The following is a 15,910-nucleotide window of genomic DNA, read 5'->3' as shown; positions in this document are numbered from 1 at the left end:
ACCCGGTGCTACCATGCCCGGCTCGGTGACAACAGCTATAACAGCAATAAAAGAAAAGAAGACCAGCCAATGACCAGCATCCGCGAGCGTAACCGTCGCCTCATCCTTCGCGCCGCCAGCGAAGAATTCGCCGAAAAGGGTTTCGCGGCGACCAAGACCAGCGACATCGCCGCTCGCGCCGGGCTGCCCAAGCCCAACGTCTACTACTACTTCCAGTCCAAGGAAAACCTCTACCGCTGCGTGCTGGAAAGCGTAGTGGAGCCGCTGCTGCAGGCCTCCGCGCCGTTCCGCGAGGATGACGAACCGAGCGAGGCGCTGCGCGCCTACATCCGTTCCAAGGTGAAGATTTCCCAGGAGCTGCCGCACGCCTCCAAGGTGTTCGCCAGCGAGCTGATGCACGGTGCGCCGCACCTGCCCAGGGAATACCTGGATGAGCTGAACGCCCAGGCGCAGCGCAACATCGCCTGCCTGCAGAGCTGGATCGACCGCGACCTGCTGGCGCCGGTGGACCCGCACCACCTGCTGTTCACCATCTGGGCGGCGACCCAGACCTACGCCGACTTCGACTGGCAGATCTCCATGGTCACCGGCAAGACCAGCCTCAGCGAGGCAGACTTCGAAGCGGCCACCGAAACCATTACCCGCCTGGTGCTGCGCGGCACCGCGCCGGACAATGGCGCCGAACACAAGCCGCAGGGGCGTTTGCGGCCGTTGTCGATCTGACGGTTATCAACCGCTGCTGCATGGGTATCGCTTCGCTCCACCCATCCTACGGATGCCCCGGAAACGCGTAGGAGCGAGGCGCGCGATGAACCGCGCGCCCTGCCCTTCTTCGATCAGCCCGCGTCAGCGACCAGGCCCAGCGCCTGCACGCCACGGATCGCGCATTGCTCGTCGATGTCCGAGACGTCGCCGCTGATGCCGATGGCACCAATCACTTCATTGGCCGAATTGCGGATCAGCACGCCGCCGGGCGCGGGTACCACGTTGCCTTGCGCCAGGGTGTTCACCGCGGCGATGAACGACGGCCGCTGCTGAGCGTCCGCCGCCAGCACCCGCGACGACTTGCCCAGCGCCACCGCGCCCCACGCCTTGCCGATGGCGATCTGCGGGCGAAGCATGCTCGCGCCGTCCTCGCGCTGCAGGCTCAACAGGTGCCCGCCGGCATCCAGCACGGCGATGGTCAGCGGAGCGGTGGACAGCTCGCGGCTGGCGACCAGGGCGTGACGGGTGATGTCCAGTGCGGTTTCCAGACTCAGGGTGCTCATGAGGTTTTCCTCTTCAAGTTGATAAGGCGGTTCAAGATCGACAAGCCGGGGCCACGCCATGCGCACAAGTGAATGCTGCGCACACGCGTATCAGAAATCTGTACGCAATCTAGTAGCCGAAGGTCTCAACCAAAGCAACTGAAAAGGACAATTCATATATATTTTTGTATACATTTTTTCAAACGACAGTTTGACCCTGCGTTCAGCTTTTTCTCGAAACCCCCGGAATAAACGGCCCACAGCGAAAAATGACCACTCAGTCCCTCGTATACAACCCGTCTTGACCTTCGTCGAATTGCCTGCCTAGAATCGCCTCAACTTTTGTACACAATCAGTATAAGAACCGAGGAACAAAATATGGCCAGAATGAGAGCAATCGAGGCTGCCGTACTCGTCATGCGTCGCGAAGGCGTGGATACCGCCTTCGGCGTACCGGGCGCCGCCATCAACCCCATGTATGCGGCCATGAAGAAACTCGGTGGCATCGATCACGTCCTGGCCCGCCACGTGGAAGGCGCCTCGCACATGGCCGAGGGCTACACCCGCACCAACGCCGGCAACATCGGCGTGTGCATCGGCACCTCCGGCCCCGCCGGCACCGACATGGTCACCGGCCTGTACTCGGCTTCCGCCGACTCCATCCCGATTCTCTGCATCACCGGCCAAGCTCCCCGTGCGCGCATGCACAAGGAAGACTTCCAGGCCGTGGACATCACCAGCATCGTCAAGCCGGTCACCAAGTGGGCGACCACCGTGCTGGAACCGGGCCAGGTGCCCTATGCCTTCCAGAAGGCCTTCTTCGAAATGCGCAGCGGCCGTCCCGGCCCGGTGCTGATCGACCTGCCCTTCGACGTGCAGATGGCCGAGATCGAATTCGACATCGACGCCTACGAACCGCTGCCGGTGAACAAGCCCAAGGCCACTCGTGCCCAGGCCGAGAAAGCCCTGGCCCTGTTCAATGACGCCGAGCGCCCGCTGATCTGCGCCGGCGGCGGCATCATCAACGCCGACGCTTCCGACAAGCTGGTCGAGTTCGCCGAGCTGACCGGCGTGCCGGTAGTCCCGACCCTGATGGGCTGGGGCACCATCCCCGACGACCACCCGTTGATGGCGGGCATGTGCGGCCTGCAGACCTCGCACCGCTACGGCAACGCCACCGTCCTGGAATCGGACATGGTGCTGGGCATCGGCAACCGCTGGGCCAACCGTCACACCGGTTCGGTCGACGTCTACACCGCAGGCCGCAAGTTTGTTCACGTGGACATCGAACCGACCCAGATCGGCCGTGTGTTCACCCCGGACTTAGGGATAGTTTCCGACGCCGGTTCCGCCCTCGACGTGTTCCTTGAAGTAGCCCGCGAGTGGAAAGCCGCCGGCAAGCTGAAGGATCGCAGCGCCTGGGTCGAAGCCTGCCGCGAGCGCAAGCGCACGATGCAGCGCAAGACCCACTTCGACAACGTGCCGGTCAAGCCGCAGCGCGTCTACGAAGAGATGAACGAGTTCTTCGGCAAGGACACCTGCTACGTCAGCACCATCGGTCTGTCGCAGATCGCCGGCGCGCAGTTCCTGCACGTCTACAAGCCGCGCCACTGGATCAACTGCGGCCAGGCCGGCCCGCTGGGCTGGACCATTCCGGCAGCGCTGGGCGTGGTCAAGGCCGACCCGAGCCGTCAGGTCGTCGCGCTGTCGGGCGACTATGACTTCCAGTTCATGATCGAAGAACTGGCCGCCGGTGCGCAGTTCAACCTGCCGTACATCCACGTCCTGGTGAATAACTCTTACCTGGGCCTGATCCGCCAGGCGCAGCGTGGCTTCGAGATCGACTACTGCGTGCAGCTGGCCTTCGACAACGTCAACGCTCCGGAGCTCAACGGCTACGGCGTGGACCACGTCGCAGTGGTGGAAGGCCTGGGTTGCAAGGCGATCCGCGTGTTCGACCCGAACCAGATCGGCGCCGCCTTCGCCCAGGCTCGCGAGCTGATGCAGCAGCACCGTGTACCGGTGGTGGTCGAGGTGATCCTGGAGCGCGTCACCAACATTTCCATGGGTACCGAGATCAACGCGGTCAACGAGTTCGAAGAGCTGGCCCTGAAAGGCGTTGATGCGCCGACCGCCATCTCGCTGCTGGACTGATAGATCCGAACGACTCCTCCCTTAGGGGAGGAGCAGGGGGTGGATATTTCCTGGCGGAGAGTCCCCCACCCCCTGCTCTCTTTCATCAGGACGCCGAGCGCCACGCACCACCCGTTCAACAGGAGTGACCCCATGCCCCGTTTCTGCGCCAACCTGTCCATGCTGTTCACCGAGGTGGACTTCCTCGACCGTTTCGAAGCCGCCGCGCGCGCCGGTTTCAGCGGTGTCGAGTACCTCTTCCCGTATGACGTCGAGGCCGAGGTGATCAAGGCCCGCCTGGACGCCAACAAGCTCGAACAAGTGCTGTTCAACCTGCCGGCCGGCGACTGGTCGAAAGGCGAGCGCGGCATCGCCTGCCACCCGGACCGCGTCGAGGAATTCCGCGCCGGCGTCGACAAGGCCATCGCCTACGCCAAGGTCCTGGGCAACACCCAGGTCAACTGCCTGGCCGGCATCCGCCCGCAGGGCCACGACTGCGCGACCATCGAGAACACCTTCCTGAACAACCTGGAATACGCGGCAGGCAAGCTCGAAGCCGCGGGTATCAAGCTGGTCATGGAAATGATCAACACCCTCGACATTCCCGGCTTCTACCTGCAGACCACGAAGCAGGCCCAGGACATCCGCGAGAAGGTCGGCAGTGCCAACCTGTTCCTGCAGTACGACATCTACCACATGCAGATCATGGAAGGTGACCTGGCGCGGACCATCGAGAAGAACCTCGCCTCGATCAACCACGTGCAGCTGGCCGACAACCCCGGCCGCCACGAGCCGGGCACCGGCGAGATCAACTACCGCTTCCTGTTCGATCACCTGGACCGCATCGGCTACCGCGGCTGGATCGGCTGCGAATACAAGCCCAAGACCACCACCGAAGCCGGCCTCGGCTGGCTCAAAAGCCACAACGTCATCTGATTCGCCGGCCGGCGCGGTGGGTACGCACTGCGCCAGCCAGCCTAACAAGAACAACCAGGAGAACTCCTCATGGCCAAAATCGGATTCATCGGCACCGGCATCATGGGCCTGCCCATGGCGCAGAACCTGCAGAAAGCCGGCCACCAGATCTTCGTTTCCACCCACCACGACGCAGCCCCGGCGGCCCTGGTCGAAGCCGGCGCCATCGGCCTGGCCAACCCCAAGGAAGTCGCCCAGGAAGCCGAGTTCATCATCGTGATGGTCCCGGACACCCCGCAGGTCGAAGACGTGCTGTTCCGCAAGGACGGCATCGCCGAAGGCGTGGGCCCGAACAAGGTGGTGATCGACATGAGCTCGATCTCCCCCACCGCCACCAAGACCTTCGCCGAGAAGATCAAGGCCACCGGCGCGCAGTACCTGGACGCCCCGGTTTCCGGTGGTGAAGTCGGTGCCAAGGCCGCTTCCCTGAGCATCATGGTCGGCGGCTGCCCGAACACCTTCGAACGCGCCCTGCCGCTGTTCCAGGCCATGGGCAAGAACATCACTCGCGTCGGCGGCAATGGCGATGGCCAGACCGCCAAGGTGGCCAACCAGATCATCGTCGCCCTGAACATCCAGGCTGTTGCCGAAGCCCTGCTGTTCGCCGCGAAGAATGGCGCCGACCCGGCCAAGGTACGTGAAGCGCTGATGGGCGGCTTCGCCTCCTCGCGCATCCTCGAAGTGCACGGCGACCGCATGGTCAAGGGCACCTTCGATCCGGGCTTCCGCATCAGCCTGCACCAGAAGGACCTCAACCTGGCCCTGGCCGGCGCTCGCGAACTGGGCCTGAACCTGCCCAACACCGCCAACGCCCAACAGGTGTTCAGCACCTGCGCGGCCATCGGCGGCAGCAACTGGGACCACTCCGGCCTGATCAAGGGCCTGGAGCACATGGCCAACTTCTCCATCCGCAAGGACTGAGAATCGGCGGATGAAGCGTTCCGCTTCATGCGCCCTGCAAGGTACGCCAACGTAAGGCGCATAACGCCAAAGGCGCTATCCGCCACAGTGCAAAGTGACGGGCGAGGTTATGGGAGTGGCCTCGCCCGCCACGCTGCAAAGCGACTCGAACCCCCGGCCGTAGGGAATCACGGCCTCGCCGGCCGGGGTGTTCGATTCCATCGCTGAGCCTTCTGCAAGACAGAAGCCTGAGCCATGGAACACCACAACAAGAATCATCGGAGCCTGTCATGAGCCTCGACCCACGCGCCTTCCTGCGCGAGCTGTTCGACACCGCCATTGCCGCCGCGCATCCGGCCCAGGTACTGGCGCAGCACCTGCCCACCGACAAGGGCGGCCGCACCATCGTCATCGGTGCCGGCAAGGCCGCCGGCGCCATGGCCGAAGTCGCCGAGAAGCACTGGAACGGTGAGGTCCAGGGTCTGGTGGTCGCGCCCTACGGCTACGGAGCGCAGTGCCGCAGCATCGAAGTGGTGGAAGCCTCGCACCCGGTGCCGGACGACGCCGGCGAACGCGTCGCCCGCCGCGTGCTGGAACTGATCAGCGGCCTGTCCGAGAACGACCGGGTGATCTTCCTGCTCTCCGGCGGCGGCTCCGCCCTGCTCGCCCTGCCGGCCGAAGGCATCAGCCTCGACGACAAGCGCAGCGTGAACAAGGCGCTGCTGAAATCCGGCGCCGCCATCAGCGAAATGAACTGCGTGCGCAAGCACCTCTCGGCCATCAAGGGCGGCCGCCTGGCCCGCGCCTGCTGGCCGGCCAGCGTGTACACCTACGCGATTTCCGACGTGCCCGGCGACGAGGCCACGGTGATTGCCTCCGGCCCGACCGTGGGCGACCCGACCACTTCCGCCGACGCCCTGGCGATCCTCAAGCGCTATGCCATCGACATCCCGGCGAACGTGCGCGCCTGGCTGGAAGACCCGCGCTCGGAGACCGTCAAACCCGGCGACGAATGCCTGTCGCGCAGCCACTTCAAGCTGATCGCCACGCCTCAGCACTCCATTGACGCGGTAGCTGCCAAGGCCGAAGCCGCCGGCATCCCGACACTGATCCTGGGCGATCTGGAGGGCGAATCCCGCGAGGTCGCCAAGGTCCACGCCGGTATCGCCCGGCAGGTCCGCAAGCATGGCCAGCCGCTGAAGGCGCCGTGCCTGATCCTTTCCGGCGGCGAGACCACCGTGACCGTGCGCGGCAACGGCCGTGGCGGACGCAATGCAGAGTTTCTCCTCAGCCTCACCGCCGACCTCAAGGGCGAACCGAACATCTGGGCCCTGGCGGGGGACACCGACGGCATCGACGGCATGGAAAGCAACGCCGGTGCCCTGATGAGCCCGTGCAGCTACAGCCGCGCCCTCAAGGCCGGCCTGAATCCGCTGCACGAACTCGACAACAACAACGGCTACGGCTTCTTCGCTGAACTGGGCGACCTGGTGATTACCCGGCCGACCCGCACCAATGTCAACGACTTCCGCGCCATCCTGGTCCTCGAGAACGACAAATGACTCCGGATAAAAAAGTAAAGATCCTCGCCACCCTGGGCCCGGCGATCAAAAGCCGCGACGACATCCGCGCCCTGGTGGAAGCCGGCGCCAACCTGTTCCGCCTGAACTTCAGCCACGGCGAATACGACGACCACGCCCAGCGTTTCGCCTGGGTGCGCGAAGTGGAAGCCGAACTGAACTACCCCATCGGCATCCTCATGGACCTGCAAGGGCCGAAGCTGCGCGTGGGTCGTTTCGCCGACGGTGCGGTCCAGCTGCAGAAGGGCCAGACCTTCACCCTCGACCTGAACGACGCACCGGGCGACGACAAGCGCGTCACCCTGCCCCACCCGGAAATCATCCAGGCGCTGGAGCCAGGCATGAGCCTGCTGCTGGACGACGGCAAGATTCGCCTGCAGGTACTCAACGCCCATAGCGATGCCATCGAGACCCGCGTGATGAACAGCGGCGAGCTGTCCGACCGCAAGGGCGTCAACGTCCCCGAAGCGGTGCTCAAGCTCAGCCCGCTGACCGCCAAGGATCGCCGCGATCTGGCTTTCGGCCTGGAGCTGGGCGTGGACTGGGTCGCCCTGTCCTTCGTGCAGCGCCCCGAAGACATCGAGGAAGCCCGCGAGCTGATCGGCGACAAGGCCTTCCTCATGGCCAAGATCGAGAAGCCCTCGGCGGTGCAGTCCATCGAAGCCATCGCCAGGCTGTCCGACGCGATCATGGTCGCCCGTGGTGACCTGGGTGTGGAAATGCCGGCCGAGAGCGTGCCGGGCATCCAGAAGCGCATCATCCAGGTCTGCCGCCAGCTCGGTCGCCCGGTGGTGGTCGCGACGCAGATGCTCGAATCCATGCGTTTCTCCCCGGCGCCGACCCGCGCCGAGGTGACCGACGTCGCCAACGCCGTCAGCGAAGGCGCCGACTGCGTGATGCTCAGCGCCGAGAGCGCCTCGGGCCAGTACCCGCGTGAAGCGGTGGAGATGATGGCGAAGATCATCCGCCAGGTCGAAGCCGAGCCGGACTACCAGGCCACGCTGGAAATCAACCGCCCGGAACCGGATGCCACCGTCTCCGACGCCATCAGCTGCGCGATCCGCCGGATCAGCCGCATCCTGCCGGTGGCGGTGCTGGTGAACTACACCGAATCCGGAGCCTCGACCCTGCGCGCTTCCCGTGAGCGGCCCAAGGCACCAATCCTCAGCCTGACGCCGCAACTCAAATCCGCCCGCCGCCTGACGGTGGCGTGGGGCGTCCACTCGGTGGTCAACGCGCAGCTCGCCCATGTCGACGAGATCTGCTCCACCGCCCTGGACATCGCCCTGGCACAGCGCATGGCTCGCCGTGGCGACACCGTGGTGATCACCGCCGGCGTGCCCTTCGGCCAGCCGGGCAGCACCAACATGCTGCGCATCGAGACGGTGGCGCCGGCGTTGGAGGTTTGACTCAAGCCTGAGAGCCCCTCTCCCAACCCTCTCCCTGAAGGGAGAGGGGGCAGTTCGGCGCCGCCGGTGACTCCGGTGTTCCGCCTTCTGCCACTCAAGCCCCCTCTCCCGCTTGCGGGAGAGGGCTGGGGAGAGGGCAACCGAGTTCAGGAGCCACGCCCAAGCGCGTGCCTCCGCACCGAGTCACTCCCGGACGGACGGGGCCGGGAATACGGGGCCGCGTCCCCGTCCGTCCGGGATTGACCTTTGTACTGAGTGCTTACGCACCAGCAACATGCGTACCGAATGCTTGTCGGTCCATGGCCCCCACGCAGCAACTCCCAATGCTGGCCATGGAATTTCGAGGTTGTTGGCGGTGATCCCGCCGGCAACCTCTTTTCTTTTTCCTGACCCGTGGCGCAGCCCCGTATGGCGGCGTCACAAGGTTCTCACGCAGCGCCCGCCGATGGGGCCTCGATGCCCCACACCCAACGAGGCGCTGCGGAGTCACTTTCAACTGCCCAGACGTCAAATGCCCCTGAACAAGTTCATCCCCAACCGGCTGATCGGCTTCGGCCAGATCTACCTGCAGGCCGATGCCCGATTCGGCCTGATCCTGCTGCTGACCATCGCCTGGTCCGCGCCGCACCTGCTGCCCGGCGCCCTGCTCGGCGCGCTGCTCGGGCCGCTGACCGCCCGCTTCGTGCGCGAGCCGCAGACGGACATCGATGCCGGCCTGCACGATTACAACCCGATCCTCATCGGCCTGCTGCTGCCCTTCCAGTTCCAATGGTCGCTGGGGCTGGTGATGCTGAGCATCGCCGCCATCCTCACCAGCGTCGCCGTGCAGGCCGTGCTGCTGCGCCAGTCGCGCCGGCGCTTCGGCCTGCCGGCCTACACCTCGGCCTTCGTGCTGCTGGGCTGGGTCTCGGTCGCGCTGGGCAAGGCGCTCGGTTTCGCGCCGGCCAGCGGCGTCGCCTGCCTGTCCTGCGGCACAGCCAATCTGCTGCTGGATTCGACTGCACTGGGCTTCGGCGAAGTGATCTTCCTCGGTGAACCGCTGGCCGGCCTGACCATCGCCCTCGGCCTGCTGCTGGTGGAGCGTCGCGCCGCGTTCTGGGCACTGGCCGGCGCCGCCGGTGCGCTGGCCATGGCGCCGCTGTTCGACCTGCCGGGCGCCTCGGCGCAGGCCGGCCTGCTCGGCCTGAACGGCGCGCTGGCCGGTATAGCCCTGTCGCTGCGTTTCCGCAGCCCGCTGGCGCCGCTGTGCGGCATCGTCCTGGCGGTGCTGCTGCAACCCGGCTTCGCCCTCATCGGCCTGCCCGCGTTCACCGCGCCCTTCATCCTCGCCTGCTGGCTGGTGATCCTCGGCCAGCGCGTGCTGGAAGCGCTGCTGCACGATCCGCGAAGGGAAAACAGCCGCCCGCGTGTATAGTCGGGGACCTTCTTCCGGCGATGGATCGCACCGATGAACTTCGTGAAATACCAGGCCCTGGGCAACGACTACCTCGTCTATGCCGGCGACGCACCGTTTGCCCTGACCGCTGCGCAGATCGGCCGCGTCTGCGACCGCCACCACGGCATCGGCTCCGACGGCATCCTGGTGGCGAACCACAGCGACGCCGCCTTTGGCCTGCGCATCCTCAACCCCGACGGCTCCGAGGCGGAGAAAAGCGGCAACGGCCTGCGCATCTTCTCCCGCTACCTGTGGGACTGCGGGCTGGTCGCCGGGCAGGCGTTCGACATCGTCACCGCCGGAGGCACCGTCACCAGCCAGGTGTCCGACGAGGGCCGCACCGTGGAGGTGTCCATGGGGCGCGCCGAGTTCGCCTGCGCGAAGATCCCGGTGCTGATCGATGCTCCCGAGGCGCTGGACCACGAGCTGGAAGTCGGCGGCGTGGCGCTGAGGATCAACGCCGTCTCCATGGGCAACCCGCACTGCGTGGTGTTCGTCGAACAGACCAGCCGCGAACTGGCCTGCCGCCTCGGCCCGCTGCTGGAAAACCACCCGCTGTTCCCCCGCCGCACCAACGTGCAGTTCGTCCAGTGGCTGTCCCGCGATGCGCTGCGCGTGGAAATCTGGGAGCGCGGCGCCGGCTACACGCTGTCCTCGGGCACCAGCAGCTGCGCCGCCGCTGCGGTGGCGCGCCGGCTCGGCCTGTGTGACGGGCACATCGACCTGCACCTGGCCGGCGGTCTGCTGAAAATCCGCGTCGAAGACGACTTTCAGGTGACCATGCGCGGCGCCGTGCAGCGGGTCGCCGGCATCGACCTGGATCCGGAAGCCTTCGCCGACCTCGGCTGACCCGCCGGCTGGTTCCTCGGGAATTGCCGACGCGACCGGCATGGATCAATGCCGGCCCGCTCGCGCCCGTCCAGACTTCGACCTGACACCTGCCGAAGCAAAGCCTGACCGATCAATCGACGGGTAACCGCGCATTTCCCGGCATCAGACGGCATAATCCGCGACCTTTCGCACCCGGTCCGCCGGGGCGATCCCACTTCCAGCAGCGAAAGACGTCATGACGCTTCCAACTCCCACTCTTCTGCAGCGCATCAAGGGCACCAGCCTGGTCCTGCGGATTTTCATCGGCATGCTCTGCGGCATCGCCCTCGCCGTGCTCTGGCCGCAGGGTGCGGCGGCAGTCAGCCTGCTCGGCAAGCTGTTTATTTCCGCCCTGAAGGCCGTGGCGCCAGTGCTCGTCCTGGTGCTGGTGATGGCCTCCATCGCCAACCACAAGCAGGGCCAGCGCACCCACATCCGGCCGATCCTGCTGCTGTACCTGATCGGCACCTTCTCGGCTGCCGTGGTCGCGGTGATCGCCAGCTTCACCTTTCCCTCGACCCTGGTGCTCAGCGCCCCCACCAGCGAACTGACTCCGCCCGGCGGTATCGGCGAGGTACTGCGCTCGCTGTTGTTCAGCGTCACCACCAACCCGGTGAAGGCGCTGCTGGAGGCGGACTTCATCGCCATCCTGGCCTGGGCCATCGGTCTGGGCATCGCCCTGCGCCACGCGCGCCAGAGCACCCGCGACCTGCTCGATGACATGGCAGGTGGAGTGACCCTGATCGTCCGCGTGGTGATCGCCTTCGCCCCGCTGGGTATCTTCGGTCTGGTGGCCGGCACCATCGCCGAATCCGGCTTCGACGCATTACTGGGCTACCTGCACCTGCTGGCCGTTCTGCTGGGCTGCATGCTGTTCGTGGCGCTGGTGGTCAACCCGCTGATCGTCTTCGCCAAGATCCGCCGCAACCCCTACCCGCTGGTTCTGCTGTGCCTGCGCGAGAGCGGCATCACCGCTTTCTTCACCCGCAGTTCGGCGGCCAACATCCCGGTCAACCTGCAACTGTGTGAACGCCTGGGCCTGCACGAGGACACCTACTCGGTGTCGATCCCGCTGGGCGCGACCATCAACATGGCCGGCGCGGCGATCACCATCAGCGTGCTGACCCTGGCAGCGGTGCACACCTTGGGGATAGCCGTGGACCTGCCCACCGCCATCCTGCTCAGCGTGGTCGCCTCGGTCTGCGCCTGTGGCGCATCCGGCGTGGCCGGCGGCTCGCTGCTGCTGATCCCCCTGGCCTGCGGCCTGTTCGGCATCTCCAGCGAAGTGGCGATGCAGGTGGTGGCGGTCGGCTTCATCATCGGCATCCTCCAGGATTCGGCCGAGACCGCGCTGAACTCCTCCACCGACGTGCTGTTCACCGCCGCGGCGTGCATCGCCGAAGGCGACGTGGACGAGCCGCAGGAAGGCGAGCGCGCCTGAACCTGCTTTCCCGGATGTGAACCGGGGCGGCTGCGGCCGCCCCGGTGCATCTCGGCTAAGGTGTCTGAATCCCTTCCGTGGATTCCCCCATGGCCGACTCCCCCAGCTGGCGCCAGCGTCTCTACGTCGTCATTTTCCAGTCCGACACCATTGCCGGCCGGCGCTTCGACAGCGCGCTGCTGGTCGTCATCCTCGCCAGCCTGCTGGTGGTGATCCTCGACAGCGTCGACGACATCAGCCACGCCTACGGCAGCCTGCTCAGCGACATCGAGTGGGTGATCAACGGCCTCTTCCTCATCGAATACCTGCTGCGCCTGTACTGCTCGCCCAAACCGCTGCGCTATGCGCTGAGCTTCTACGGGCTGGTCGACCTGCTGGCAGTGCTGCCGGGAGTGATCGCCATCTTCTACCCCGACGCGCAGTACCTGCTGGCGGTGCGGGTGATCCGCGTGCTGCGCATCTTCCGCATCCTCAAGCTGCGCCAGTACCTGCGCCAGGCCGACTTCCTCCTCACCGCGCTGCGCGGCAGCCGGCAGAAGATCACGGTGTTCTTCGTCTCGGTGATGAGCCTGGTGACGGTGTTCGGCTCGCTGATGTACGTGGTCGAAGGCCCCGAGCACGGCTTCACCAGCATCCCGCGCGGTATCTACTGGGCCATCGTCACCCTCACCACCGTGGGCTTCGGCGACATCACGCCGAAGACGCCGCTGGGCCAGGCCATCGCCAGCCTGGTGATGCTCACTGGCTACTCGATCATCGCCGTGCCCACCGGCATCTTCAGCGCCGAACTGCACAACGCCATGCGCCAGGAACGCATACCAGGCGCGCTGGACAAGCCTTGCCCCGCCTGCGCCAAGGCCAGCCACGAAGCCGAGGCGGCGTTCTGCTCGCGCTGTGGCAATCCGCTCTATCCGCGTATGGACGACGCCGCGCAGCGCTGATCCGCGCTGGATAGCCGTTCGTCGGTCATCCTCACCCACGCTCAACCCGTTCCGCACGCCCTCTTCGTCACACGCTGCATGGACGGACGCCGTGGTGGCGTTCCGCAGTGCCGGCCGCCTTCCAGGCCGCGAGGTGAGCACATGCCCTTTCGATTCCACCCACTGATCCTCGCCATGGCCGGCGCGCTGGCCAGCCCTTCGCTGCTGGCCGCGCCGCAGGTGGCCGACAGCCGCATCAGCGCGGTCACGGTCTACACCGACCGCGCCATCGTCACCCGCACCGCCACCCTGCAATTACCTGCCGGCCAGCATGAAATCGCCCTGGAGCAGTTGCCCCTGCGCATCGACGACAACAGCCTGCAGGCCTCGCTCAGCGCCAGCGCCGCCGCGACCCTGCTCGATGTCAGCAGCGCACCGCAGGCGTCGCCGCCCTCCGCGGACAACCGCTTGCAACAACTGGACGCGCAACTGCGCGACATCGAGCGGCAGGAGCGTGAGATCAGCGACCGAGGCAGCGTGCTGGAGAATCAGAAGCAGTTTCTCGCCGACATCCAGGCCAGCAGCACCAAGCCGGGCAAGAACCAGGCACTGCCGAGCATCGACGAACTGAAGAACCTTCTGCAGATGAGCGAGGGCAACCTCGGCCGCATCCTCGACGAGCAGCGCAAGCTCGACCAGCAGGGCGAGGAGTTGCAGCAGCGCAAGCAGGAGCTGGAGAACCAGCGCAGCCACCTGGCTGGCGACGGCACCCACTACAAGCGCGCGATCCTACGCGTAGCGCTGGAGAAGCCCGCACAGGTCCAGCTGCAGCTCAGCTACACGCTCTACGACGCCTCCTGGCGCCCGGCCTACGACGCCCGCCTGCGCGATGGCGAAGAGCAGATCGAGATGACCTACCAGGGCATCGTCCGGCAGAGCAGCGGCGAAGACTGGACCGACGTCGACCTCACCCTGTCCACCGCCCGCCCCAATCTGGGCAGCAGCGTACCGGCACTCTCACCATGGTTCGTCGATACCTTCGACCCGCGCACGGTGATGGCCGCCCGCCCCGCCCCGGCGCCAGCCGCGCCGATGATGGCGCTTGAGGCGAAGAAGGCCCAGCGCTTCGCCGCGGACGAGATGGCCGCGACCGGTTCGCTGGAAGAGATGCCGGTGGCCGTCGCCGAAGTCAGCGGCGCGACCACCAGCGCCTCCTTCCACATCCCGACCCGTGCCACGCTGAACAGCGACGGCAGCTCGCAGAAGGTCTCCATCGCCCAGTTCAAGCTGCCGGCGACCTTCCGCTACCTGGCCACGCCGTCGCTGCGCGAAGCCGCCTACCTGCAGGCCGACACCCGCAACGCCAGCGACTATCCTCTGCTGCCGGGCACACTCAACACCTACCTGGGCAACACCTTCGTCGCCAGCGGCCAGCTGCGCGCAGTGATGCCGGGCGAGACCTTCGAGCTGGCCCTGGGCGGCGACGAGGCGATGTCGATCAAGCGCAAGCTGGTCAACCGCTACACCGACTACACCGGCCTCACGGGTGGCCGCAAGCGCGTCACCTACGAGTTCCGCATCGACGCACAGAACAACCACAAGACCGAGCAGCGCCTGCAGTTCAAGGACCAGTTGCCGGTCTCGCGCAACGAGCAGATCAAGGTGGCTCTGCTGGCGCCCGAAGACCAGGCCGCCACCCGCGAGGACGACGGCAAGCTGCTTTGGGACTGGCAACTGAAGCCGGGCGAGAAACGCAGCACCACCTTCAAGTTCAGCGTGGAGTATCCGAAGGAGCTGGAAGTCAGCGGGCTGGACTGACGTCCGTCGGGAGCAGTCATAGCCCGGCAGGCCTGCTAGGCTGCCGGGCAACCTTCTTCTGCGTTGGGTACGACACACGGGGAACCCCGCATAAGCAAATAGCCTTTAAGTATTTAAGTGCCATATAACCTGTCGGCATAATCGACACCCAACAACACTGCCAAAAGGAACTGCTCGTGAAACGTCTGTTCAGCGCCTCGCTGCTGGCCGCCGGCCTTGCCCTGGCCTCCACCGCCCAGGCCGCCCAGCCCCTGCTCAACGTCTCCTACGACGTGATGCGCGACTTCTACAAGGACTACAACGCCGCCTTCCAGAAACACTGGCAGGCCGAGAAAGGCGAGAAGATCACCATCCAGATGTCCCACGGCGGTTCCAGCAAGCAGGCCCGCGCCGTGATCGACGGCCTGCCGGCCGACGTCATCACCATGAACCAGGCCACCGACATCGACGCCCTGGCCGACAACGGCGGCCTGGTGCCCAAGGACTGGGCGACCCGCCTGCCCAACGACAGCGCGCCCTTCACTTCCGCCACCGTGTTCATCGTGCGCAAGGGCAACCCCAAGGGCCTGAAGGACTGGAACGACCTGGTGAAGCCGGGCGTGCAGGTCGTGGTGCCGAACCCGAAGACCTCGGGCAATGGCCGCTACACCTACCTCTCCGCCTGGGGCTACGCGCAGAAGCACGGCGCCGATGAAGCCAAGGCCAAGGAATTCGTCGCCCAGCTGTTCAAGAACGTTCCGGTGCTGGATACCGGCGGCCGTGCAGCGACCACCACCTTCATGCAGAACCAGATCGGCGACGTGCTGGTGACCTTCGAGAACGAAGCCGAGATGATCGCCCGCGAGTTCGGCCGTGGTGGCTTCGAAGTGGTCTACCCGACCGTCTCCGCCGAAGCCGAGCCGCCGGTGACCGTGGTCGACAAGGTGGTCGACAAGAAAGGCACCCGCGCCGAGGCCGAGGCCTACCTGAAGTACCTGTGGTCCGACGAAGGCCAGACCATCGCCGCGAACAACTACCTGCGCCCGCGCAACCCGGACGTGCTGGCCAAGTTCTCCGACCGCTTCCCGAAAGTGGACTTCTTCTCCGTGGTGAAGACCTTCGGCGACTGGCGCACCGTGCAGAAGACCCACTTCGCCGACGGCGGCGTGTTCGACCAGATCTACACTCCGAACTGATTCCGCT

13 protein-coding genes are annotated in these 15,910 nt (G+C 65.8%); 12 read left to right on the top strand and 1 reads right to left on the bottom strand.

What is annotated here, in order from left to right:
* Positions 1-69: 69 nt before the first annotated feature.
* A complete protein-coding gene (locus IB275_RS09195; protein ID WP_192289084.1) occupies positions 70-723 on the top strand; it encodes a TetR/AcrR family transcriptional regulator in 654 nt (217 codons plus the stop codon).
* A 113-nt stretch (positions 724-836) separates the two neighbouring features.
* On the opposite strand, the gene IB275_RS09190 is transcribed toward IB275_RS09195, so the two are convergent.
* A complete protein-coding gene (locus IB275_RS09190; protein ID WP_081518101.1) occupies positions 837-1,268 on the bottom strand; it encodes a GlcG/HbpS family heme-binding protein in 432 nt (143 codons plus the stop codon).
* A gap of 357 nt (positions 1,269-1,625) precedes the next feature.
* On the opposite strand from IB275_RS09190, the gene gcl reads away from it, so the two are divergent.
* The 11 genes from gcl to IB275_RS09135 all read left to right on the top strand — a co-directional run bounded on the left by gcl (position 1,626) and on the right by IB275_RS09135 (position 15,903).
* Complete coding sequence (gene gcl, locus IB275_RS09185) at positions 1,626-3,401, top strand: glyoxylate carboligase (protein ID WP_081518100.1); 1,776 nt, start codon at positions 1,626-1,628, stop codon at positions 3,399-3,401.
* 132 nt (positions 3,402-3,533) lie between these two features.
* Positions 3,534-4,316 carry a hydroxypyruvate isomerase gene (gene hyi, locus IB275_RS09180; RefSeq protein ID WP_081518099.1) on the top strand — a complete coding sequence of 261 codons (783 nt, stop codon included), beginning with the start codon at positions 3,534-3,536 and terminating at the stop codon, positions 4,314-4,316.
* Between the two features lie 69 nt (positions 4,317-4,385).
* Complete coding sequence (locus IB275_RS09175) at positions 4,386-5,276, top strand: 2-hydroxy-3-oxopropionate reductase (RefSeq protein ID WP_024763150.1); 891 nt, start codon at positions 4,386-4,388, stop codon at positions 5,274-5,276.
* Between the two features lie 269 nt (positions 5,277-5,545).
* The gene (locus tag IB275_RS09170) at positions 5,546-6,817 is read left to right on the top strand and encodes a glycerate kinase type-2 family protein (protein ID WP_192289086.1); all 1,272 of its coding nucleotides are present in this window, start codon (positions 5,546-5,548) and stop codon (positions 6,815-6,817) included.
* Positions 6,814-8,244, top strand: coding sequence for a pyruvate kinase (pyk, locus tag IB275_RS09165; RefSeq protein WP_081518096.1), 1,431 nt, complete (start codon positions 6,814-6,816; stop codon positions 8,242-8,244). The genes IB275_RS09170 and pyk overlap by 4 nt, the downstream gene beginning before the upstream one ends.
* A gap of 511 nt (positions 8,245-8,755) precedes the next feature.
* A complete protein-coding gene (locus tag IB275_RS09160) occupies positions 8,756-9,658 on the top strand; it encodes an urea transporter (RefSeq protein ID WP_192289088.1) in 903 nt (300 codons plus the stop codon).
* Between the two features lie 33 nt (positions 9,659-9,691).
* The gene (dapF, locus tag IB275_RS09155; RefSeq protein WP_192289090.1) at positions 9,692-10,528 is read left to right on the top strand and encodes a diaminopimelate epimerase; all 837 of its coding nucleotides are present in this window, start codon (positions 9,692-9,694) and stop codon (positions 10,526-10,528) included.
* Between the two features lie 217 nt (positions 10,529-10,745).
* Positions 10,746-11,990, top strand: a complete 1,245-nt coding sequence (gene sstT / locus IB275_RS09150) for a serine/threonine transporter SstT (protein WP_192289092.1) — start codon at positions 10,746-10,748, stop codon at positions 11,988-11,990.
* 89 nt (positions 11,991-12,079) lie between these two features.
* Positions 12,080-12,931 (top strand): ion transporter, encoded by an 852-nt coding sequence (locus tag IB275_RS09145; protein WP_192289094.1) that lies wholly within the window; start codon positions 12,080-12,082, stop codon positions 12,929-12,931.
* A gap of 141 nt (positions 12,932-13,072) precedes the next feature.
* Entirely contained in the window at positions 13,073-14,728 is a 1,656-nt protein-coding gene (locus tag IB275_RS09140) for a mucoidy inhibitor MuiA family protein (RefSeq protein ID WP_225601892.1), read from the top strand.
* Between the two features lie 176 nt (positions 14,729-14,904).
* Complete coding sequence (locus tag IB275_RS09135; RefSeq protein ID WP_081518090.1) at positions 14,905-15,903, top strand: sulfate ABC transporter substrate-binding protein; 999 nt, start codon at positions 14,905-14,907, stop codon at positions 15,901-15,903.
* Positions 15,904-15,910: the final 7 nt, after the last annotated feature.

This window comes from Pseudomonas sp. PDM21 (assembly GCF_014852505.2).
Classification (GTDB): Bacteria; Pseudomonadota; Gammaproteobacteria; order Pseudomonadales; family Pseudomonadaceae; genus Pseudomonas.
Note: the sequence above shows the minus strand (reverse complement) of the source record. Positions and strands in the feature narration are given on the sequence as shown.